Source organism: Cellulomonas dongxiuzhuiae (assembly GCF_018623035.1).
Classification (GTDB): Bacteria; Actinomycetota; Actinomycetes; order Actinomycetales; family Cellulomonadaceae; genus Cellulomonas; species Cellulomonas dongxiuzhuiae.
This window is the reverse complement of sequence record NZ_CP076023.1, coordinates 3,800,169-3,820,791: the sequence shown is the minus strand read 5'-3', so window position 1 is coordinate 3,820,791 and position 20,623 is coordinate 3,800,169. Positions and strand designations below refer to the sequence as shown.

Here is a 20,623-nt window from a genome sequence, read left to right as displayed (position 1 = left end):
CCGATCGAGGAGCCTGTCATGCGCAACCTCACCGTCCTCGCGCTGCGCGTCGTCATCGCGCTCGCGCTCGCCGGGTCCCTGTTCGTCCAGTGCGTCATGGCGCCGCTGCTGTGGATCGACCTGGTCGAGGCCGACGCGCCACCGGGCGTCCGGGTGCCGTTCGTCGTCATCTTCGTGCTGGGCCTCGTGACGCTGCAGGTGTGCGCGGTCTGCGTGTGGCGCCTGCTGACGATGGTGCGGCGCGAGGAGGTCTTCACGCCCGCCGCGTTCCGCTGGGTCGACGTCATCATCGGGGCGATCGCCGCGGCCGCCGTCCTGGTGTTCGCGCTCGCGGTCGTGCTCGCACCGGGAGAGCAGGTCGCCCCCGGAATCGTGCTGCTGATCTGCGGGGCGGCGCTCGTCCTGGGCGGCATCGCGCTCATCGTCCTGCTGCTGCGGATGCTGCTCGCGCAGGCCGTCGACCGCGACCGCGAGGCCCGGCGCCTGCGCGACGAGCTCGACGAGGTGATCTGATGCCCATCGTCGTGGACGTGGACGTCATGCTCGCGCGCCGCAAGATGTCCGTCGGGACGCTGGCCGAGCGCGTGGGCATCACGCCCGCCAACCTCGCGGTGCTCAAGAACGGGCGCGCCAAGGCCGTGCGGTTCACGACGCTGGCCGCGCTGTGCGAGGTGCTCGAGTGCCAGCCGGGCGACCTGCTGCGGTGGGAGCCGGACGGGGACGACGGAGCCGCGGACGTCACACCGTGAACAGCACCTGCCCGCCGGCGTCCCGCACGACGGCCCGCGGCGCGTCCGTCACGTCGAGCTCGACGTGCAGCCGGTGCGCGCCGTCCGCGGACGTCGAGGTGTACCGGTAGCGCGTGTTCGTCAGCTCGTCGGCGGAGGTGCGGGCGGTGTGCAGCCACGGGTGCTGCCGCCGCAGCGCGACGAGGCCCTGGTGCAGGCCCAGCACGTGCCGCTCGTCGTCACCGAGGTCGTCGGGCGACGCGGGAAGGGCGGGCCGCACCGCGTCGTCACCGCCCTCGCGGTCCTCCTTGAGGCCCGTCCAGCCCAGCTCGTCGCCGTAGTACACCGACGGCACGCCGCCCACCGTCATGAGCACGACGTGCGCGAGCACGGCCGCCTGCGGGCCGACGCGCGTCGCGATGCGCGTGACGTCGTGGTTGCCGACGAACGTCTGCGGCACGAACGTGTCGAGCAGCGCAGCGTGCCGCGCCAGCGCGTGGTCGAGCTCCCAGAAGTTGCGGTCGAGCAGGCTGCTCCAGGTCGCCTTCCACAGCTCGTACTGCGTCACCGAGTCCATGCCGGACGCCGCGACGACGCCCGCGTAGTCGCCGTGGATGACCTCGCCGACGATCCACGCGTCCGGGTGGCGCTCGCGCACCTGCGGCAGCACGCGCGCCCAGAACTCCGGCGGCACGGTGTACGCGGCGTCCAGGCGCCAGCCGTCGGCGCCGCGCGCGAGCCAGTGCGCCATGACGTCGACGACGTACGCCGCCACCGCCGGGTCGTCGTGGTTCAGCGCGACGAGCGCGCGGTGCCCCTCGAAGTCGGCCGTGCGTGGGCCGTCGGGGTGGTCCCAGTCGACGCGCAGGAAGCCGGCGCGCGGGCCGTCGCGACCCTCCGCGAGCACCTGGGCGACCAGCGGGTGCTCGGCGCCGACGTGGTTGAACACGCCGTCGAGCAGCACGCGCAGGCCGCGCTCGTGGGCCGCGGCGACGAGCGCGTCGAAGTCCTCGTCCGTGCCCAGGCGGGGGTCGATGCGCAGGTGGTCCGTGGTGTCGTAGCCGTGGGCCGACGACGCGAACACCGGGCCGAGCAGGACGCCGTTGGTGCCCAGGCGCTGCACGTGGTCCAGCCAGGGCAGCAGCCGCTGCAGGCGGTGCGGCTCGACCGCGTCGTCGGGCGTGCGGATCGGCGCGCCGACCGCACCGAGCGGGTACACGTGCCACCAGATCGCGTGCTCGGTCCAGCCCATGACGCCTCCCCGGTGATCGACTCCGACGTCCGAGGCTAGAGGACCGCGCGGCGGCCGCCGACCGTCACGTGCGCGGCACGAACGGCAGGATCTGCTCCGCGCCCCCGTCGACCACGAGGCACGACGCCTCGGGCACCTCGAGCCACGCGCCGCGCAGCTCGCCGAGCGGTTCGGAGACGATCAGCCGGGTGTCGTCGGACAGGCTGCGCAGCGCCGGGTGGTCCGGGTAGTGCTCGCGCAGCACGGAGACGTCGGCGTTGCGGAACAGCGTGCGGCTGCGTCCCTCGGAGGAGTACCGGAGGGCCCACATCCGCTGCCCGTCGGTCACGGCGACCGTCCCCTGGAACGGGAAGTCGACGCCGTGCCCGCGGCCCGTCCTCTCGACCAGGCCGATGGCGGCGGCGAGCGCGGCGGGCGGGTCGTCGGTGAGGCCGAACGTCAGGGCCAGGTGGAAGACCGTCTCGGAGTCGGTCGTGCCGGCGATGTCCGCGAACAGCGGCGGGTCGACCTCGAGCTGCAGGTCGCGCTTGAGCTCCGGGAACCGGTCGACGGCCCCGTTGTGCATGAACAGCCAGCCGTCGTGCCGGAACGGGTGGCAGTTCGTCACCTGGACCGCCGAGCCGCTGGTGGCCCGCACGTGCGCGAAGACCGTGCCGGAGCGGACGTGACGCGCCAGCTCCCGCAGGTTCGGGTCGCTCCAGGCCGGCTCGGTGCTCCGGAAGATGCCCGGCTCCGGGGCGTGGCCGTCGTACCAGCCGATGCCGAACCCGTCGCCGTTGGTCGGCTCCGCACCCATCCGGCTGTGCAGGCTCTGCAGCACGAGCGAGTTCGCCGGCTTGTAGAGCAGGTCGTCGAGCGTCACCGGTGCCCCGGAGTACGCCAGCCATCGGCACATGCGGGCCCCCTTCGCTGCCGGACCGCGTCGCGGTCCTGCGTCCACCTTGCGCCGGGGCGCCGGGGCGCGCCAGACGTGGCACGCCCCGGAGCGGTGAGCCGCGCGCGTCAGTCGCCCAGCCCGGTGCCCACCTGCCGCGCCGCCTGGATCCACGCGTGGTCCGGCGGGACGAGCTTGACCTTGCCCGCGACCTCGGAGAGCGGCACGGGCACAGCCTCGTCCCCGCGGGCCGCGACCATGACCCCGAACTCGCCGCGGTCCACCAGGTTCGCCGCGGCCGCACCCAGGCGCGTCGCGAGCAGCCGGTCCGCGGCGCACGGCGTGCCGCCGCGCTGGACGTACCCCAGGATCGTCACGCGCGTCTCGAGGCGCGTCGCGGCCTCGAGCTCGCGCGCGAGCTTGAACGTGTGCTCGCGCTGCGCGTCCTCGACGTGGGCCAGGTGCTTCTTGGCGGCACGCCGCGACTCGGGGGTCTTCGCGGACTTCACGAGCAGCTGCGCGGCCTCGTAGTCCGCGGTGTCCTCGACGTCCCGCGCGCCCTCGGCGACGGCGACGACCGAGAACGACGAGCCGCGGGACATGCGCCGACGGATCGTCTCCGCGACCGCGTCGATCGTGTACGGGATCTCCGGGATGAGGATGATGTCGGCGCCGCCGGCGATCCCCGACGCGAGCGTCAGCCAGCCGGCCCGGTGCCCCATGATCTCGGTGAGGATGATCCGGTGGTGGCTGTGCGCCGTCGAGTGCACGCGGTCCACGGCCTCGGTGGCGATCTCGGTGGCCGTCGCGAACCCGAACGACGTGTCGGTCGCGGCGATGTCGTTGTCGATCGTCTTGGGCAGGTGGATGACGTTCAGCCCGGCGTCGACCAGCCGCATCGCGTTCTTCGCCGTCCCGCCGCCGCCCAGCATGATGAGCGCGTCCAGGCCCAGCTCGCGGTAGTTCTCGACGACCGTCGGCACCATGTCCTGCGGTTCGCCGCCGTCCACGGAGTAGCGGTGGACCTTGTCGCGGCTCGTCCCCAGGATCGTCCCGCCGACCGTGAGGATCCCGGACAGCGCCTTGCCGTCCAGCTCGACGTAGCGGTTCTCGACGAGGCCCGTCACACCGTCGCGGAACCCGAACAGCTCCATGCCGTGGTGCCCGATCGCGGTCTTGCCGAACCCGCGGATCGCCGCGTTGAGCCCGGGGCTGTCACCGCCCGCCGTGAGGATCCCGACCCGCTTCGCCCTGGTCCGCGTCATGCCGCCTCCGGTGCCGGGCCGGCGGGGGCCGACCGTGTGCCGACAGTGTCGTGGGCCGCGGGGCTGGCGCACAACGGGGACGCCCGGTGATCCTGCAGGTCGCGGCGTCGCGGCGTCGCGGCGCGTCAGGCGGCGCGCGGCGCGTACATGATGAGCGCGACGCCGACGAGGCACACGAGCGCACCGGTCACGTCCCAGCGGTCCGGCCGGAACCCGTCGACGACCATGCCCCACAGCAGCGACCCGGCGACGAACACCCCGCCGTAGGCGGCCAGGATCCGCCCGAAGCTCGCGTCGGGCTGCAGCGTCGCCACCGCGCCGTACAGGCCCAGCGCGATGACGCCGAACCCGACCCAGACCCAGCCGCGGTGCTCGCGGATGCCCTGCCAGACCAGCCACGCGCCGCCGATCTCCAGGCCCGCGGCCGCGACGAACAGCAGGATCGAGCGCAGGGCGGTCATGGGATCCTCTCGGTGCCTTGTAGCGTCACGACATGGCGGTCCTGCGACCACTGGCCCACGACGACCTCGAGGTCCTCCTGCAGGTGCAGCGAGAGGGCGGCGAGGTCGGGCTCGGCCACATCTTCCCCCAGGACGAGCACCCGTTCCCGGTCGCACGGGTCCGTGCCCGGTGGGAGGCGGAGATCGACGACCCGGGGACCGACTGCTTCGCGGTCGTCCTCGACGGGCGGCTCGCCGGCTTCGCGGCCACGCGCGGGGACGAGCTCCTGCACTTCGGCACAGCCGTGCGGACGTGGGGGACCGGCCTGGCGGGCGCGGCCCACGACGAGGTGCTCGCACATCTGCGCGGGCAGGGCCACCGCGCGGCCTGGCTCCGCGTCTTCGACGACAACAGGCGTGCCGTCCGTTTCTACGAGCGCCGTGGCTGGCGCGCCACGGGTACGACCTCGCGGACGACCTTCCCGCCGTACCCGGTGCTGCGTCGGTACGAGCGCGACCTCCCCGTCGACGTCTGACCACGCCTGCACCGGGACGTGGTCAGCTGTGTGCCCACGTGGCGTGGCCGCGCCCTCGGACGCGACGGCCTCCAGCGGCCAGCGGCGACCCGGGCAGGGTCTGCCGGATCAGGACCGCCGGGTGCGGGCCAGGTACGCCTCACCGCGCGGGCTCAGGGCGTACCCGACGTCGAAGCTCTGCGTCAGCCCCAGGCCCTTGAGCTTGCGGACGTCGATCTTGAACGGGTCGCGCTCGCGGCCCAGCTCGGCGGCCAGGTCCGGGGCGCGCACGTGCGGGCGCCGGCGGATGACGTCGAGCGTCGCGACCGTCCACGGGCCGTGCGTGCTGGCGCGGTCGAGCCGGTCGAGGCGGGCGTCGATCGCGGCGACGTCGGCGTCGGTGAGGTCGGCGTCCCCGCGCAGCGCCTCGCGCGGGTCCGGCCCGGCCCACGCGAGGCCGACGCGGTGGACGGGCCAGGCGGTCGTGTCCGGTGCGGGAGCGTCCGCGGCGACGGGCGAGCGGCCGTAGCGCGCGGTGCGGCGCCGCTTCGCCACGGCGTCGGGATCGAGCAGGCGCAGCAGTGCGGCGACGTCCGGCAGGCCGGCGGCGTGCGCGTCGGCGTCCGTGAGGGTCGCCGGGTCGACGACGTCGACGGACGTGACCTCGACGACGCCGGCGGGCGTGCGGAACCGGGTGCCGGGATGCACGTCGGGGCGCTGCCAGCGGCGGAACGCGAGCGTGACGGTGCCGTCGGCGACAGCGGCGGCGACCTTCGGGGGCAGCAGCACCTGCCCAGGGTGCCGGTCGGCACGGAGTCCCGTCGAGGGGTGGCGTATAAGTGCGGACTTATGCCACGCTGTGGACGACGAGACCCGACCGTTCGGAGGAGGACGCGATGGCAGGCATCGACGCGCTGGAGCAGGTGGGCCTGGTGGCGCGGGAGCTGCACCGAGGGGAGCGGGCGGGTGCGCCGACCAAGATCGTGGTGGCGCGCCGCACGTACCGGTCCACCCCGGACGACGTCTGGGACGCGCTGACCGACCCCGAGCGCCTGCCGCGCTGGTTCGCACCGGTCACCGGCGACCTGCGCGAGGGCGGCCGGTACCAGGTGGAGGGCAACGCGGGGGGTGTCGTCGAGTCGTGCCGGGAGCCCGAGCGGTTCGCCGTGACCTGGGAGTTCGGCGGCCAGGTCAGCTGGGTCGAGGTGCTGCTCACCCCCGCCGACGGCGGCACCGAGCTGACGCTGCGGCACGAGGCCCACGTGGACCCGGAGTTCTGGGAGCAGTTCGGCCCCGGGGCCGTGGGCGTCGGGTGGGACCTCGCGCTGTGGGGCCTGGCAGCCCACCTCGCGACGGGCGAGGCGATCGCGAAGGACGTGGGCGAGGAGTGGCCGACGACGCCCGAGGGGCAGGCGTTCGTCGAGCGCGCCACCGCCGGGTGGGCGCGGGCCGACGCCGCCGACGGACGCGAGACCACGTCGGCGGAGGCGGCGGGGCAACGGACCTTCGGCTTCTACACCGGCACGGCCGTACCCGAGGGATGAGCACGGTCCGAGCGGGCGCCGCCCGGGTCGACACCGTCCTGGCGGCGCTCGCCGAGCCCGTGCGGCGGCGGCTGCTGGAGCACCTCGGCGACGACGAGCGCACAGCGGGTGAGCTGGTCGCCGCCGCCGGCGACGAGTTCGGCATCTCGCAGCCCGCGACGTCCCAGCACCTGCGGGTCCTGCGCGGGGCCGGGGTGGTCACGGTGCGCGCCGACGGGCCGCGGCGGCTCTACCGGGTCGAGCCCCAGGCACTGAGCGTCGTCGAGGACTGGCTCACCGGGTTCCTCGACCCGTTCGCACAGCCGCTCGACGCGCTGGAGACGGAGCTGGCGCGGGGCCGGCGGGAGGTGCGGCGCCGGGACCCGTCCGCCGGGCAGGTGCCCGAGAAGTCGGCGTCGTGAGTCCTCGTCAGGCCGGGCGCAGGCGCTGACTGCGCAGCGTCGCCCCGGCCAGCAGCAGCCCCCACACCAGGAACCAGGGCTCCCACAGCAGCAGGCGCCACCGCAGCGCCCGGTCCGACAGCACCTCGTCGGGGACGACGACGTCCGCGGCGACGAGGGCGAGCGTCGTCACCTGCAGCGCGCCGTAGAGCACCAGCAGCGCTGCCGCGGACCACGCGAGCGCCAGCAGAGGACGGCGCGGCAGCCGCTCACCCCACGGCTGCACCAGCGCGAGGGCCAGCACCCCGCCGAGGACCTTCAGCACGAGCGCGACCGCGTTCGCCGCGAGCAGCGACGGGTCGCGTTCCCATCCCAGCCGCTCGACCGACCCGCCCAGGGTGTCCAGGCCGGCGGTGCTGCCCGTCGCCCAGACCAGGCTCACCGCCGCGAACGCGAACGCGACCACGACGGCACCCCACGCCACCCAGGCCGGTGGCACCCAGGCCTGCGTCCCGCGTCGTCCGGGCACCGCATCACCTTACCCCGCCAGGGCGTCCCGCAGCGCCCGCACCACGGGCCACGCGGCGGCGGACGTCGAGCCCGCGACCGTCCACGTCAGCCCGGTCGCGGGCTCGTGCGTCGACCAGAACGACACGCCCGAGTCCTCACCCTCCAGCGTGACGCTGCCGCTGTCGCGCAGCCACAGCCCCAGGCCGTACGTCTCGCCGTCGGCCGGGCCGCCGTCGCCGCCGGGGGCGCGGCGCATGCGCGCGACCAGCTCGTCCGGGACGATCCGCCCGCCCAGCAGCGCGCCCCAGAACCGCTCCATGTCGAGGGTCGTCGTGTACGCGCCGCCGTCCCCGCCGCCGACGACCGGCAGGTGGTGCACGTTGCTGCGCCACTGCCCGTCGACGTGCACGTACCCGATGGCCGCGTCGTCCGGCAGCGCGTCGGAGCGCGGGTAGCCGGTCGACGACATGCCGGCCGGCTCGAGCACGCGCGTGCGCACGAGCTCGTGGAACGGCACGCCGGACGCCCGCTGCGCGAGGATCGACAGCACGACGAACCCGCCGTTGCAGTACGCGAAGTCGGTCCCCGGAGCGAACACCTGCGGGTGGCCGTCGAGGATCGGCAGGTAGTCCTCGGGGTCGACCAGCGTGTGCACGGGCACGGGGAGCAGGTAGTCGCTGACGTCGGCGTCGTCGTCGAAGTACTCGCCGATCCCCGAGCGGTGGCTCAGCAGCTGCTCGACCGTGACGTCGTCGGCGATGAGCGGCAGGTCGTCGCGCAGCAGCGAGCGGGCCGTCGTGGTCAGGTCCAGCCTGCCGTCGGCGACGAGCGCGAGCACCGCCAGCGCCGTGAAGCCCTTGCAGCCGCTCGCGGTGCCGAACCGGTGCCGCGGCGTCATCGGCAGCCCGTGACGTCGGTCGGCCAGCCCCCACGCGGCGTCGAGGAGCACCTCGGGGGCGCCGTCACCGGGCAGCGCGCCGGGCGTCCCCCGCACGACCCGTGCGACGAGGCCCACGTGCTCGTCGGCGTCGCGCGCGACCTCCCCGACCGCCTCGTCCGCGACCTGCAGGAGCACAACGTCGTCACCCATGTCGGCGACAGTACCCATGACGCGCCGCCGAGGCCCAGCGCACACCCGCCGGGGGTGCGTGCGACGATCTGGCGTGCCCGCGATCCTCGCCGTCCTGCTCGCGGCCGTGTGCTTCGGCACCACGGGCACCGCGCAGGCGCTGGGACCGGCGAGCGACCCGGTCGCGCTCGGTGCCGCACGCATCGCGGTCGGGGGCATCGCGCTCGCGGCCGTCGCGGCCTTCGTCGCACGACGGCGCGGGACGGCGCCCCCGGATCCCGTCGGCGGCCGCCCGGCCCCCGGCTCCTCCGTGACCGCCCGCGCGAGCGCCACCCGCACGTCCCTCGCCGTCGCGCTCGGTGCGCTGGGCGTCCTGGCCTACCAGCCCGCGTTCTTCCTCGGCACGGCCCGCAACGGCGTCGCGGTGGGGACGGTCGTCGCGCTGGGCTCGGCACCGGTCCTGACGGGCATCGTGGCGTGGGCGACGGGCCGCGAGCGCCCGGGCCGGACCTGGCTGGCCGCCACCGCGCTGGCGACAGCCGGCGTGGCCGTCCTCGGGCTCGCACCGGGCCACGCGTCGACGGGCGGGGGTGTCGACGTGGTCGGCGTGCTCGCGTCCCTCGGCGCGGGGGCCGCGTACGCGCTGTACACGCTCGCGGGCGCGGCTCTCATCGACGGCGGCTGGACCTCGACGACGAGCATGGGCGCGATGTTCGGGGTCGCGGGGGTGCTGAGCCTGGGCGTGCTGGCGGTCGTCGGGACCGGTGGCCTGACGTCGCCCGCGGGCCTCGCGACCGTGCTGTGGCTGGGCCTCGTCACGACCACCCTCGCGTACGTGCTGTTCGGGTACGGCCTCGCGCGGCTCGGTGCCGCGACGGTCGCGACCCTCACGCTCGCGGAGCCGCTGACGGCGACCGTCCTGGGGCTGGCGGTGCTGGGCGAGCGGCTGTCCGGCGGCGCCGTGCTCGGCCTCGTCGTCCTGGCCTGCGGCCTGGTGGTGCTCGGTGCGGGCGCCCGCCGCAGTCGTCCTGTCGGGCGCGTCACGCCGAGAGCGTGAGGCGTCGTTGCCGGAATCCGGCAGCAACGCCTCACACCCGTCGATGCTCGCGCGCAGCACGGGCGGGATGGGGCGGTTTGTGCCGGATGGCGGTGGGCGGGTGGCGGGGCGGGTCGACTCGTCGGGGCTCACCGGGTGTCCCCGCCCCGGCGCGCTGCTACGTTCGGACGAACCGGAAGGATCCAGACGTAGCGGTCTGAGCAGGGGGCACCGGTGGTACGACCCGACGACGCACGCGACGGCGCAGGACGATCCACCGCGCCACCACCCGGCCCGACGCCCGCGCCCGCCCCGACGCCGACGGGCTCGACCCGCAACCTGGTCCTCGCGACCGTCGGCTTCTTCATCAACTTCTGGGCGTGGGCGCTCATCAGCCCGCTGGGCTCGGCGTACCGCGACCGGCTCGACCTGACGGCGTTCCAGCAGTCGGCGCTCGTCGCGGTACCGGTCATCGTGGGGTCGCTCGGGCGCATCCCGGTGGGGGCGCTCACGGACCGCGTCGGGGCGCGCGTCATGTTCCCCGTGGTCAGCATCCTGACGGTCCTGCCGGTGCTGTACGTCGGGTTCGTCGCCGAGAGCTTCGTGGCGATGATCGTCGGCGGGTTCTTCCTGGGGCTGGGCGGCACGGCCTTCGCGATCGGCGTCCCGCTGGTCAACGCCTGGTACCCGCCGGCGCGGCGCGGCATCGCGCTGGGCGTCTTCGGCCTCGGCATGGGCGGCACGGCGGTCTCGTCGTTCACGACCGTGCGGCTGACCAACACCGTGGGCCCCGAGGCGCCCTTCGTCATCGTCGCGTGCGTCCTGGCGGTGTACGCGGTGCTGGCGGCGCTGCTGGTGCGCGACGCCCCGGGGCGGCCGCAGGCACAGGGCTCGTTCATCGCCCGGACGTGGGCGACCGCGAAGCTGCCCGCGACGGGTCAGCTCTCGGTGCTGTACGCCGTGGGCTTCGGCGGGTTCGTCGCGTTCAGCGTGTACCTGCCGACCTACCTCACCAACGCGTACGACCTCGCGCAGGAGGACGCGGCGCTGCGCACCGCCGGGTTCGTGGTCCTGGCGGTGCTGATGCGGCCCGTCGGCGGCGGGCTGACGGACCGGTACGACGCGACGCGGGTGCTCGTCGTCTGCTTCCTGGGAATCGCCGTGCTCGCGGCCGTCGCGGCGGTCGAGCTGCCGCTCGTCCCGATCGGCACGATCGCGTTCCTCGGTCTCGCGGCGCTGCTCGGCGCGTCCTCGGGGGCGGTGTTCGGGCTCGTGGCGCTCCTCGCACCGGCCGAGAAGGTCGGTGCCGTGACCGGGCTCGTCGGCGCCGCCGGTGGCCTGGGCGGGTTCGTGCCGCCGCTGATCATGGGCGCGGTCTACGACAGGACCGGCGACTACACCATCGGCCTGGGGCTGCTGGCCGTCGTCGGCCTGCTCACCGCGTGGTTCACGCGCGGTCCCGTCCGCCGCTCCGCACGGGCGGGGCGCGCCCCGGCCTGACCTGCGCCGGCACGCCCCGCAGGACCCGTCCACCCGGAAGGACCTCGCACCGTGACCCTGCAGAACGACCCGCCCCGGCTCGACGGTGACGTGACGGAGGCCCTGCTGCGCACGCGCCGGTTCTTCCACAGGTCCGAGGTCTCGCCGGACCTGCGGACGCTGCACGAGATCGGCGGGCGCGACGCCGACACGTTCTACCGGGACCGGTGGAGCCACGACAAGGTCGTGCGCTCGACGCACGGCGTCAACTGCACGGGCTCGTGCTCGTGGAAGGTGTACGTCAAGGACGGCATCATCACGTGGGAGTCGCAGCAGACCGACTACCCGACGGTCGGCCCCGACTCCCCGGAGTACGAGCCGCGGGGCTGCCCGCGCGGCGCCGCGTTCAGCTGGTACACGTACTCGCCCACGCGCGTGCGCTACCCGTACGTGCGCGGCGTGCTGCTCGAGATGTACCGCGAGGCGCGGGCGCGCCTGGGGGACCCGGTGCTCGCGTGGGCGGACGTCGTCGACGACCCGGTCCGGGCGCGGCGCTACAAGCGCGCCCGCGGCAAGGGCGGCCTGGTGCGCGCGACGTGGGACGAGGCGATCGAGATGGTCGCCGCCGCCCAGGTGCACACGATCAGGACGTACGGGCCGGACCGCGTCGCGGGGTTCTCGCCCATCCCCGCCATGTCGATGGTGTCGCACGGCGCGGGCGCCCGGTACCACGCGCTCATCGGCGCGCCGATGCTGTCGTTCTACGACTGGTACGCGGACCTGCCGGTGGCCTCGCCGCAGGTGTTCGGGGACCAGACGGACGTCCCGGAGTCGGGTGACTGGTGGGACGCGGGGTACCTGATCATGTGGGGCTCGAACCTGCCGGTGACCCGCACCCCCGACGCGCACTGGATGGCCGAGGCGCGCTACCGGGGGCAGAAGGTCGTCGCGGTCAGCCCCGACTACGCGGACAACGTGAAGTTCGCGGACGAGTGGCTCGCGGTCGCGCCCGGCACGGACGGCGCCCTCGCGATGGCGATGGGGCACGTGACGCTCCGGGAGTTCTTCGTCGACCGGCAGGTGCCGTACTTCTCGCACTACGTGCAGCGGTTCACGGACCTGCCGTTCCTCGTGCGGGTCGAGGAGCGCGACGGCCGGTACGTCCCGGGCAAGTTCCTCACGGCGGAGGACCTGCCGGGCGCCGAGGCGCGCAGCGAGAACGCCGCGTTCAAGACCGTCCTGCTCGACGCGCGCACGGGCCTGCCCGTCGTGCCCGGCGGGACGCTCGGCCACCGGTTCGGCGAGGAGGGTGTCGGGCGGTGGAACCTCGACCTGGGGGACGTCGAGCCGCAGCTCAGCGCCGGCGGGCCGGTGGTCGGTGAGGCGGGGCGGGGCGAGTCGGTGCTGGTCGACCTGCCGCGCTTCGACACGCTCGACGGCACGGCGGCCGTCTCGCGGCGCGGCGTGCCCGTGCGGCACGTGGGCGAGCACCTGGTGACGACGGTGCTCGACCTGCTGCTCGCGCAGTACGGCGTGGGCCGTGACGGGCTGCCGGGCCAGTGGCCGACGGGGTACGACGACGCGTCGCAGCCGGGGACCCCGGCCTGGCAGGAGCAGTTCACGGGCGTCCCGGCGGCCAAGGCCGAGCGGATCGGCCGCGAGTTCGCCGCGAACGCCGAGGAGTCCCGCGGCCGGTCGATGATCATCATGGGCGCGGGCACCAACCACTGGTTCCACTCCGACACCATCTACCGCACGTTCCTCACCCTGACGACGCTCACGGGCTGCCAGGGCGTCAACGGCGGCGGCTGGGCGCACTACGTCGGCCAGGAGAAGGTGCGCCCGTCCACCGGTCAGCAGATGTACTCGACCGCGAACGACTGGGCGCGCCCGCCGCGCACGATGATCCAGACCGCGTACTGGTACCTGCACACCGACCAGTTCCGCTACGACCCGTTCAGCGCCGACACGCTGACCGCGGCCACGCCGGGCACGGGCGGCGCGTTCGCCGGCCTGACCACGGCCGACGTCATCGCGAAGTCCGCGCGCATGGGGTGGATGCCCTCGTACCCGACGTTCGACCGCAGCCCCCTGGACCTCGCGGACGACGCCGCGGCGGCGGGGCTGCCCGTGGGCGAGTACGTGCCGCGCGAGCTGACCGAGGGCCGCCTGCGGTTCGCCGCCGAGGACCCGGACGCCCCGGAGAGCTTCCCGCGCGTGCTGACCGTCTGGCGCGCCAACCTGCTCGGGTCGTCCGGCAAGGGCAACGAGTACTTCCTGCACCACCTGCTCGGCACGGACTCGAACCTGCTCGCGACGCAAGCGCCGCCGGAGGCCCGCCCGCGCGACGTCGTCTGGCACGACGAGGCGCCCACCGGCAAGCTCGACCTGCTGCTCTCGCTCGACTTCCGCATGACGAGCACCACCGTCTACTCCGACGTCGTGCTGCCCGCGGCGACCTGGTACGAGAAGCACGACATCAACACCACGGACATGCACCCGTTCGTGAACTCGTTCAGCCCGGCCATCGCACCGCCGTGGCAGACGCGCACGGACTTCGAGATCTTCCACACGCTGGCGCGGGAGTTCTCGCGGCAGTCGGTCGCGCACCTGGGGGTCCGGCAGGACGTCGTCGCGGTGCCGCTGACGCACGACACCCCCGACGCCATGGCCAACCCGCACGGGCGCGTGCAGGACTGGAAGGCCGGGGAGTGCGACCCCGTCCCCGGGCGCACCATGCCGAAGCTCGTCGTCGTCGAGCGTGACTACCCGGCCGTGGCCGCGAAGCTCGCGACCCTCGGACCGATCCCCGACACCCAGGGCCTGACGACCAAGGGCGTGACGTTCGACGTCGGCGAGGAGGTCGAGTACCTGCGCCGCAAGAACGGCGTCGCGCGCATCCCCGCCGGCGCGCCGGGCGCCGTCGCGGACGGCCGCCCGCTGCTGTCGCGCGACGTGCACGCGTGCGAGGCGATCCTCGCGCTGTCCGGGACGACCAACGGGCGGCTCGCGGTGCAGGGCTTCCACACGCTCGAGAAGCGCACGGGCACGCGGATGGCGGACCTGGCGGCCGAGCACGAGGGCAAGCAGGTCACGTTCGCGGACACGCAGGCCGCCCCGACGACCGTCATCACGTCGCCCGAGTGGTCCGGCACCGAGCACGGCGGGCGGCGGTACTCCCCGTTCACCGTCAACGTCGAGCGCCTCAAGCCCTGGCACACCCTGACGGGTCGCCAGCAGTTCTACCTCGACCACGACTGGATCACGGAGCTGGGGGAGGGGCTGCCGGTCTTCCGGCCGCCGCTGAACATGCAGGCCCTGTTCGACGAGAACGCCGTGGGCGACGTCGGGGCGCTCGGCGTGACCGTCCGCTACCTGACGCCGCACAACAAGTGGTCCATCCACTCCGAGTACCAGGACAACCTGTTCATGCTGTCGCTCTCGCGCGGGGGCCCCGGCATCTGGATGAGCGACCGCGACGCGGCCAAGGTCGGCATCCGCGACAACGACTGGGTCGAGGCCGTCAACCGCAACGGCGTGGTGGTCGCCCGCGCGATCGTCTCCCACCGCATGCCGGAGGGGACCGTGTACATGTACCACGCGCAGGACCGGCTGATCGACGTGCCGCTCAGCGAGCGGACCGGGCGCCGCGGCGGCATCCACAACTCGCTGACCAGGCTGCTCATCAAGCCCAGCCACCTCATCGGTGGCTACGCGCAGCTCGCGTACGCCTTCAACTACCTGGGCCCCACGGGCAACCAGCGCGACGAGGTCACGGTGATCCGTCGCCGGTCGCAGGAGGTGGAGTACGGATGAAGGAACGGCGACGTACGGAGCGCGGGACGAGCGCGGTGCGGAGCGTGACCACATGAGGGTGATGGCCCAGATGGCGATGGTCATGAACCTCGACAAGTGCATCGGGTGCCACACGTGCTCGGTGACCTGCAAGCAGGCGTGGACCAACCGCACGGGCACCGAGTACGTGTGGTTCAACAACGTCGAGACGCGCCCCGGCCAGGGCTACCCGCGGACCTACGAGGACCAGGAGAAGTGGGAGGGCGGCTGGGCCCTGAACAGGCGCGGCCGCCTGCAGCTCAAGGCCGGCGGCCGGCTGCGGAACCTGCTGACGATCTTCGCGAGCCCCAAGCAGCCGTCCATCGACGAGTACTACGAACCGTGGACGTACGACTACGAGAGCCTGACCAACGCGCCGCTGCAGGAGCACACGCCCGTCGCACGACCGCGGTCGCTGCTCAGCGGCAAGGACGTGCAGGTCGGGTGGAGCGCCAACTGGGACGACGACCTGGGCGGCGCACCCGAGCTGACGACCGCGGACCCCGTGCTCCAGAAGGTCTCGGACAAGGTGAGGCTCGAGTTCGAGCAGACCTTCATGTTCTACCTGCCGCGGATCTGCGAGCACTGCCTCAACCCGTCGTGCGCCGCGTCGTGCCCGTCGGGCGCGATCTACAAGCGCGCCGAGGACGGCATCGTGCTCGTCGACCAGGACGCGTGCCGCGGCTGGCGCAAGTGCGTGACCGGCTGCCCGTACAAGAAGGTCTACTTCAACCACAAGACCGGCAAGGCCGAGAAGTGCACGTTCTGCTTCCCGCGCATCGAGGTCGGCCTGCCGACGGTCTGCTCCGAGACGTGCGTCGGGCGGCTGCGCTACATCGGGCTCGTCCTGTACGACGCCGACAAGGTGCTCGCCGCGGCGTCCGTCACCGACGAGCACGACCTGCTCGCCGCGCAGCGCGAGGTGTTCCTCGACCCCGACGACCCGCAGGTCCAGCGCGAGGCCGAGCGCGCCGGGATCCCGCACGACTGGGTGCAGGCTGCGCAGCGCTCGCCGATCCGGGCGCTCATCAGCACCTACGAGGTCGCCCTGCCGCTGCACCCCGAGTACCGCACGATGCCGATGGTCTGGTACATCCCGCCGCTGTCGCCCGTCGTCGACGTGGTCCAGGAGACCGGCGTCGACTCCGAGGACACCTCGAACCTGTTCGCCGCGATCGACACGCTGCGGATCCCGGTCGAGTACCTCGCCGAGCTGTTCACGGCGGGCGACACCGCGCCGGTCACGGCCGTGCTCAAGCGCCTCGCGGCCATGCGCTCGTACATGCGCGACCTCAACATGGGCCGCTCCGGCGACCCGGCCATCCCGGCGTCGGTCGGCATGGACGAGGCGACGATGTACGAGATGTACCGCCTGCTCGCGCTCGCGAAGTACGACGAGCGGTACGTCGTCCCCGCGGCGCACGCCGAGCAGGCCCACGGGCTCGAGGAGCTCGCCACCGAGTGCAGCCTCGACTACGACGGCGGGCCGGGCATGGGTGGCTCCGGGCCGTTCGGGGAGGGCTCGGGCGGGCAGGACCCCATCGCCGTCGAGAACTTCCACATGCTGCAGCAGCGCCAGACGACCGACACCGTCGCCGAGCCCGAGAGCCGCAAGGCGCGCGTGAACCTGCTCAACTGGGACGGCAAGAGCGCCCCCGCGGGGATGTTCCCGCCCAAGGCCGGCCCCGACGGCGCGAACCTGCGCGAGCCCGAGGAGGACGACGCGGCGGCCGTGGTCCAGCCGCTGCCGGCGGGCGGCAGCGTGTCGGGGCCGGCGGGCACCGGGACGGCACCGCGGGGCGGCGACGGGCCGCCGGCACCCGGTGGGTCCGACGACGGGGCGTCGGAGCCCGGGACGCCCGACGGGGGCCGGCCGTGAGACGCCTCGCACGCCGGACCGCCGCGCGTCACGCCGCGACCCGCGAGACCGCCCTGACGCACCGCATCGCCGCGATGGTCCTCGACTACCCGAGCCCCGAGCTGCTCGCGATGCTGCCGGAGCTGCGCACCGCGCTCGCGACGCTGCCGGACCGGCTGCGCGAGCCGCTCGCGCAGGTCGTCGACCACCTCGCCGCGCAGCCCGCCGGCGCCCTCGCGGCCGAGTACGTCGCGACGTTCGACCTCGCGCGGCGCCGCTCGCCGTACCTGAGCTACTACTCCTACGGCGACACCCGCAAGCGGGGCGTCGCGCTCGTCGAGTACAAGCAGGCGTACCGCGCGGCGGGCTTCGAGCTCGTGTCCGACGAGCTGCCCGACCACGTCGCCGTCGTCCTGGAGTTCGCGTCCACGGGGGACGCCGCGGCCCAGGAGTCCGGGCTGCGCCTGCTGCTCGCGCACCGTGCGGGCCTGGAGCTGCTGCGCCTCGCGCTGCTCGACGCGGGCTCGCCGTGGGCGGGCGCGCTCGTGGCCGTGTGCGCGACGCTCCCGCCGCTGGACGGCGACGACCGCGAGGCCGTCGCGCGCCTCGCCGCGGAGGGGCCACCCGGCGAGGAGGTCGGCCTCGAGCCGTTCGCGCCGCCGTCGTCCACCACCGACCCGGGAGCCCGCCGATGACCACGACCCTGGACGTCCTGCTGTGGGTGGTCGTGCCGTACGTGTGCCTCGCGATCTTCGTGCTGGGGCACGTGTGGCGGTACCGGTACGACAAGTTCGGGTGGACGACGCGCTCGTCGCAGCTGTACGAGCGGCGGCTGCTGCGCTGGGCGAGCCCGCTGTTCCACTTCGGGATCCTCGCGGTGTTCCTCGGGCACGTCATGGGCCTGGGCATCCCGGAGTCCTGGACGGACGCGATCGGCATGAGCGACGAGGCGTACCACGTCCTCGCGGTGTCCATCGGGTCGGTCGCGGGCTTCTGCACCGTCGTCGGCCTCGTGCTGCTCATCTACCGCCGCCGCACGGTGGGGCCCGTCTTCCGGGCGACGACCCGCATGGACAAGGTCATGTACCTCGTGCTGGCCGTCGTCATCTTCCTCGGCATGTGGAACACCGTCGCGGGCTCGGTGCTCAACCTGGGCGGCGACTACGACTACCGCGAGGGCGTGTCGGTGTGGTTCCGCGGGATCTTCCTGCTGCAGCTGCACCCGGAGCTCATGGCGGACGCGCCGATCGGGTTCCAGCTGCACGGGATGGCCGCGATGCTGCTGTTCGCGCTGTGGCCGTTCACCCGGCTCGTGCACGTGTTCTCGGCGCCCGTCGGGTACCTGTGGCGGCCGTACGTCGTGTACCGCTCACGGCCCGAGCGGCTCGGCACCCGTCCGCCGCGGCGCGGCTGGGACCGCGTCGAGCCGCAGGAGCCGTCGCGGCGCTGAACCCCGGTCGGGTGACGGACGGCGCGCGCGGCTCGCGCGGCGGCCGTCACCCCTAAGGTGTGACCGCGCGCGCCCGCGCCACGCACGCCCACCGCGGAGGACACGCCCGTGACGACCGACAGCACGCCCGCTCCCACCACGCGCTCCACGCCGCCGCAGGGCGAGGCGTCGTCCGGCGCGACACCGATCTTCGGTGCACCGGCCGCCCCCGGCGACGAGGGCACGCGCGCGGTGCAGCACGACGCCCGCCGCCCGCCGCGCTGGTGGGGCAAGGGCCTGGCCATGGCGGTGCTCGCGGTCTTCGTCGGGCTCTTCGCGTGGGACGCGCTCGGGGCGCTGCAGGGGCTGCTCGTCAACCTGCTCATCGCGTTCTTCATCGCGCTCGCCCTCGAGCCGATCGTCGTGTGGCTCGTGCGGCACGGGTGGAAGCGCGGTGGTGCGGCGGCCGTGGCGCTGCTCGGCGGGCTGCTGCTCACGATCGTGGTGTTCGCGCTGTTCGGGAACCTGTTCGTCCAGCAGCTCGTGCAGCTGGTCAAGAACGTGCCGGACCTCTACACGTCCGCGCAGGAGATGGTCGAGGAGCGCTTCGCGGTCGAGGTGCCGGCCGTGGACGACCTGGTGCGCCAGGGTGCCGAGCAGTGGGGCTCGGAGGTCGCGTCGGGCGCGCTGCTCGTGGGCACGACGATCCTCGGCGGGGTCTTCGCGGCCCTGACGATCCTGCTCGTCACCTACTACCTGCTCGCCGCGGGCCCGCGCTTCCGCGCGTCGATCTGCCGGTGGCTGACGCCGGGCCGGCAGCAGGAGGTGCTGCGGCTGTGGGAGGTCACGCAGGTCAAGGTCTCCGACTTCATCAACACGCGCATCGTGCTCGCGGCCATCGCGACGGCCGCGACGTTCGCCTTCCTCGCGATCCTCGGGACGCCCTACTCGCTGCCGCTCGCCCTGTTCACGGGCGTCGTCTCGCAGTTCGTCCCGACGATCGGCACGTACATCGGCGGCGCGCTGCCCATCGCGGTCGCGCTGACGTCGCAGGGCCCGCCGCAGGCGCTCGGGGTCCTCGCGTTCATCCTCGGGTACCAGCAGATCGAGAACCTGTGGCTCGCGCCCAAGGTCTCGGCGCGCGCCCTGGAGATGAACGCGGCCGTGTCGTTCGTCGTCGTGCTGGCGTTCGGGGCGGTGTTCGGCGCACTGGGGGCGTTCCTGGCGCTGCCGATCGCGGCGACGATCCAGGCGGTGGCGAACACCTACGTCCAGCGGCACGAGCTGGTGCGCTCGCACATGCTGCACGACCCGGGGGAGGCGGACCCGCGCGAGGACGACAGCGACCCCGGACGAGGCGACCCCGGGGGCCGCGGCGACGTGGACAAGGCACGCGCGGCGGCGCGCGAGGTCGACCGGCGGCGGGACGCGGAGGCCTGATCCGCTCGGTCGGACCCGCGACAGCCATTGCGCAATGACCGTTGCGAAATAGTTGTTGCGGGTCCGGTGTTGTGCGTGCCGACCGAGGAGGACACCATGCACCGCACCACCCGAGGACCTGTCCGTACCACCCGCGAGCCCCGCCGGACCCCCCCGTGGGACCGCACCGCCGAGCTCGAGCGGCTGCGCCGCGACCGGCTCCTGGCCGAGGCCCAGCTGCGCGCCCGCGTGCTCTGACCGCCGTCGTCAGGAGATCCGCATGACCGGCCCCACGCCCACCACCGAGCTGCGGACCTCCGACCCCGCCGTGCTGCGCGCGCTCGCGCACCCGCTGCGGGTCGAGATCCTCGACCTGCTCGACGACCTGCGCGAGGCCACGGCCAGCCAGGTCGCCGAGCGCACGGGCCAGACGGTCGCCAACTGCTCGTTCCACCTGCGCAGCCTCGCGAAGGCCGGCTACGTCGAGCGCGCCGAGCCGCGCGGGCGCGAGAAGCCCTGGCGCGCGGCCCGCCGGTCGCGGCGGCTCGAGCCGGACCCGGCCGACACGACGTCCGTCGACGACGTCGTGCCGGTCGCGACCCTGGTGATCCAGCGTGAGGCTGCGCGCGCCGTCGACCACTTCGCCGACCCGCGGGCCACCGACCCCGCCCGTGTCCGGACGACCGTGCTCACCACGCAGCGGCTCTGGGCCACGCCCGACGAGCTCGAGGACCTGGCCGCGCGCCTCGCCGCCCTGACCGACGCGTTCGCGGGCCGCGACGAGGACCCGTCGCTGCGGCCGCAGGGTGCGGTTCCCGCGCGGTTCTTCGGCGTCCTGCACCCCGAGATCGGCGGCGAGGCCGCAGCCTCGGGCGCCGGCGCAACCACCCCGTCCTGACCGGGTGGTCCGCGCCGCCCGGCGCCGGACGGCGTCTCCCTCTTGTCGTCATCGATGTGTCGGCGTACCGTTCCGATATATCGCTGACGATCT

At 73.9% G+C, this 20,623-nt stretch carries 21 protein-coding genes; 14 read left to right on the top strand and 7 right to left on the bottom strand.

Going from position 1 to position 20,623, the window contains the following annotated elements; genetic code table 11:
- Nucleotides 1-18 precede the first annotated feature (18 nt).
- Both KKR89_RS17275 and KKR89_RS17270 read left to right on the top strand, forming a co-directional pair.
- The gene (locus KKR89_RS17275; RefSeq protein ID WP_208196544.1) at nucleotides 19-513 is read left to right on the top strand and encodes a DUF2975 domain-containing protein; all 495 of its coding nucleotides are present in this window, start codon (nucleotides 19-21) and stop codon (nucleotides 511-513) included.
- A complete protein-coding gene (locus KKR89_RS17270; protein ID WP_208196543.1) occupies nucleotides 513-749 on the top strand; it encodes a helix-turn-helix domain-containing protein in 237 nt (78 codons plus the stop codon). Before KKR89_RS17275 ends, KKR89_RS17270 begins: the two co-directional genes overlap by 1 nt.
- Here KKR89_RS17270 and KKR89_RS17265 read toward each other — a convergent pair.
- The 4 genes from KKR89_RS17265 to KKR89_RS17250 all read right to left on the bottom strand — a co-directional run bounded on the left by KKR89_RS17265 (nucleotide 739) and on the right by KKR89_RS17250 (nucleotide 4,580).
- On the bottom strand, nucleotides 739-1,980 hold the full coding sequence (locus KKR89_RS17265) for an alpha-amylase family protein (RefSeq protein WP_208196542.1): 1,242 nt from the start codon (nucleotides 1,978-1,980) through the stop codon (nucleotides 739-741). The genes KKR89_RS17270 and KKR89_RS17265 overlap by 11 nt on opposite strands.
- A gap of 64 nt (nucleotides 1,981-2,044) precedes the next feature.
- A complete protein-coding gene (locus tag KKR89_RS17260) occupies nucleotides 2,045-2,875 on the bottom strand; it encodes a class II glutamine amidotransferase (protein WP_208196541.1) in 831 nt (276 codons plus the stop codon).
- A gap of 107 nt (nucleotides 2,876-2,982) precedes the next feature.
- On the bottom strand, nucleotides 2,983-4,119 hold the full coding sequence (locus KKR89_RS17255; RefSeq protein ID WP_208196540.1) for a 6-phosphofructokinase: 1,137 nt from the start codon (nucleotides 4,117-4,119) through the stop codon (nucleotides 2,983-2,985).
- 125 nt (nucleotides 4,120-4,244) lie between these two features.
- The gene (locus KKR89_RS17250) at nucleotides 4,245-4,580 is read right to left on the bottom strand and encodes a YnfA family protein (protein ID WP_208196539.1); all 336 of its coding nucleotides are present in this window, start codon (nucleotides 4,578-4,580) and stop codon (nucleotides 4,245-4,247) included.
- Between the two features lie 32 nt (nucleotides 4,581-4,612).
- Between KKR89_RS17250 and KKR89_RS17245 the strand changes: the two genes are divergently transcribed.
- Nucleotides 4,613-5,095, top strand: a complete 483-nt coding sequence (locus tag KKR89_RS17245; RefSeq protein ID WP_208196538.1) for a GNAT family N-acetyltransferase — start codon at nucleotides 4,613-4,615, stop codon at nucleotides 5,093-5,095.
- Nucleotides 5,096-5,203: 108 nt separating this feature from the next.
- Here KKR89_RS17245 and KKR89_RS17240 read toward each other — a convergent pair whose 3' ends face one another.
- Complete coding sequence (locus KKR89_RS17240) at nucleotides 5,204-5,863, bottom strand: hypothetical protein (protein WP_208196537.1); 660 nt, start codon at nucleotides 5,861-5,863, stop codon at nucleotides 5,204-5,206.
- A 107-nt stretch (nucleotides 5,864-5,970) separates the two neighbouring features.
- On the opposite strand from KKR89_RS17240, the gene KKR89_RS17235 reads away from it, so the two are divergent.
- Complete coding sequence (locus tag KKR89_RS17235) at nucleotides 5,971-6,618, top strand: SRPBCC family protein (protein WP_208196536.1); 648 nt, start codon at nucleotides 5,971-5,973, stop codon at nucleotides 6,616-6,618.
- Nucleotides 6,615-7,019, top strand: coding sequence for an ArsR/SmtB family transcription factor (locus KKR89_RS17230; RefSeq protein ID WP_208196535.1), 405 nt, complete (start codon nucleotides 6,615-6,617; stop codon nucleotides 7,017-7,019). The genes KKR89_RS17235 and KKR89_RS17230 overlap by 4 nt, the downstream gene beginning before the upstream one ends.
- A gap of 7 nt (nucleotides 7,020-7,026) precedes the next feature.
- On the opposite strand, the gene KKR89_RS17225 is transcribed toward KKR89_RS17230, so the two are convergent.
- Nucleotides 7,027-7,527, bottom strand: coding sequence for a DUF3995 domain-containing protein (locus KKR89_RS17225; protein ID WP_208196534.1), 501 nt, complete (start codon nucleotides 7,525-7,527; stop codon nucleotides 7,027-7,029).
- A gap of 9 nt (nucleotides 7,528-7,536) precedes the next feature.
- A complete protein-coding gene (locus KKR89_RS17220; protein ID WP_208196533.1) occupies nucleotides 7,537-8,598 on the bottom strand; it encodes a serine hydrolase domain-containing protein in 1,062 nt (353 codons plus the stop codon).
- Between the two features lie 73 nt (nucleotides 8,599-8,671).
- Here KKR89_RS17220 and KKR89_RS17215 point away from each other — a divergent pair, with 73 nt between their 5' ends.
- From KKR89_RS17215 to KKR89_RS17175, 9 genes are all read left to right on the top strand, one after another.
- Nucleotides 8,672-9,634 (top strand): DMT family transporter, encoded by a 963-nt coding sequence (locus KKR89_RS17215; RefSeq protein ID WP_208196532.1) that lies wholly within the window; start codon nucleotides 8,672-8,674, stop codon nucleotides 9,632-9,634.
- Nucleotides 9,635-9,847: 213 nt separating this feature from the next.
- Complete coding sequence (locus KKR89_RS17210; protein ID WP_208196531.1) at nucleotides 9,848-11,113, top strand: MFS transporter; 1,266 nt, start codon at nucleotides 9,848-9,850, stop codon at nucleotides 11,111-11,113.
- Nucleotides 11,114-11,164: 51 nt separating this feature from the next.
- A complete protein-coding gene (locus KKR89_RS17205) occupies nucleotides 11,165-14,908 on the top strand; it encodes a nitrate reductase subunit alpha (RefSeq protein WP_251140940.1) in 3,744 nt (1,247 codons plus the stop codon).
- A gap of 52 nt (nucleotides 14,909-14,960) precedes the next feature.
- Nucleotides 14,961-16,805 (top strand): nitrate reductase subunit beta, encoded by a 1,845-nt coding sequence (gene narH, locus KKR89_RS17200; protein ID WP_208287274.1) that lies wholly within the window; start codon nucleotides 14,961-14,963, stop codon nucleotides 16,803-16,805.
- Nucleotides 16,802-17,479 carry a nitrate reductase molybdenum cofactor assembly chaperone gene (gene narJ / locus KKR89_RS17195; protein ID WP_251140939.1) on the top strand — a complete coding sequence of 226 codons (678 nt, stop codon included), beginning with the start codon at nucleotides 16,802-16,804 and terminating at the stop codon, nucleotides 17,477-17,479. Before narH ends, narJ begins: the two co-directional genes overlap by 4 nt.
- Nucleotides 17,476-18,234: a respiratory nitrate reductase subunit gamma gene (narI, locus tag KKR89_RS17190; protein WP_372438578.1), complete on the top strand. Its 759-nt coding sequence runs from the start codon at nucleotides 17,476-17,478 to the stop codon at nucleotides 18,232-18,234. Before narJ ends, narI begins: the two co-directional genes overlap by 4 nt.
- A gap of 108 nt (nucleotides 18,235-18,342) precedes the next feature.
- Nucleotides 18,343-19,653 carry an AI-2E family transporter gene (locus tag KKR89_RS17185; RefSeq protein WP_251140938.1) on the top strand — a complete coding sequence of 437 codons (1,311 nt, stop codon included), beginning with the start codon at nucleotides 18,343-18,345 and terminating at the stop codon, nucleotides 19,651-19,653.
- Between the two features lie 96 nt (nucleotides 19,654-19,749).
- Nucleotides 19,750-19,890 carry a hypothetical protein gene (locus KKR89_RS17180; RefSeq protein ID WP_208196530.1) on the top strand — a complete coding sequence of 47 codons (141 nt, stop codon included), beginning with the start codon at nucleotides 19,750-19,752 and terminating at the stop codon, nucleotides 19,888-19,890.
- Between the two features lie 22 nt (nucleotides 19,891-19,912).
- Nucleotides 19,913-20,530, top strand: a complete 618-nt coding sequence (locus KKR89_RS17175; RefSeq protein ID WP_208196529.1) for a winged helix-turn-helix domain-containing protein — start codon at nucleotides 19,913-19,915, stop codon at nucleotides 20,528-20,530.
- Nucleotides 20,531-20,623: the final 93 nt, after the last annotated feature.

Coding starts and splice junctions, on each gene's coding strand:
- KKR89_RS17275 (WP_208196544.1), top strand. CDS start 19: ATGCGCAACCTCACCGTCCTCGCGCTGCGCGTCGTCATCGCGCTCGCG.
- KKR89_RS17270 (WP_208196543.1), top strand. CDS start 513: ATGCCCATCGTCGTGGACGTGGACGTCATGCTCGCGCGCCGCAAGATG.
- KKR89_RS17265 (WP_208196542.1), bottom strand. CDS start 1,980: ATGGGCTGGACCGAGCACGCGATCTGGTGGCACGTGTACCCGCTCGGT.
- KKR89_RS17260 (WP_208196541.1), bottom strand. CDS start 2,875: ATGTGCCGATGGCTGGCGTACTCCGGGGCACCGGTGACGCTCGACGAC.
- KKR89_RS17255 (WP_208196540.1), bottom strand. CDS start 4,119: ATGACGCGGACCAGGGCGAAGCGGGTCGGGATCCTCACGGCGGGCGGT.
- KKR89_RS17250 (WP_208196539.1), bottom strand. CDS start 4,580: ATGACCGCCCTGCGCTCGATCCTGCTGTTCGTCGCGGCCGCGGGCCTG.
- KKR89_RS17245 (WP_208196538.1), top strand. CDS start 4,613: ATGGCGGTCCTGCGACCACTGGCCCACGACGACCTCGAGGTCCTCCTG.
- KKR89_RS17235 (WP_208196536.1), top strand. CDS start 5,971: ATGGCAGGCATCGACGCGCTGGAGCAGGTGGGCCTGGTGGCGCGGGAG.
- KKR89_RS17230 (WP_208196535.1), top strand. CDS start 6,615: ATGAGCACGGTCCGAGCGGGCGCCGCCCGGGTCGACACCGTCCTGGCG.
- KKR89_RS17220 (WP_208196533.1), bottom strand. CDS start 8,598: ATGGGTGACGACGTTGTGCTCCTGCAGGTCGCGGACGAGGCGGTCGGG.
- narH (WP_208287274.1), top strand. CDS start 14,961: ATGAGGGTGATGGCCCAGATGGCGATGGTCATGAACCTCGACAAGTGC.
- narI (WP_372438578.1), top strand. CDS start 17,476: ATGACCACGACCCTGGACGTCCTGCTGTGGGTGGTCGTGCCGTACGTG.
- KKR89_RS17180 (WP_208196530.1), top strand. CDS start 19,750: ATGCACCGCACCACCCGAGGACCTGTCCGTACCACCCGCGAGCCCCGC.
- KKR89_RS17175 (WP_208196529.1), top strand. CDS start 19,913: ATGACCGGCCCCACGCCCACCACCGAGCTGCGGACCTCCGACCCCGCC.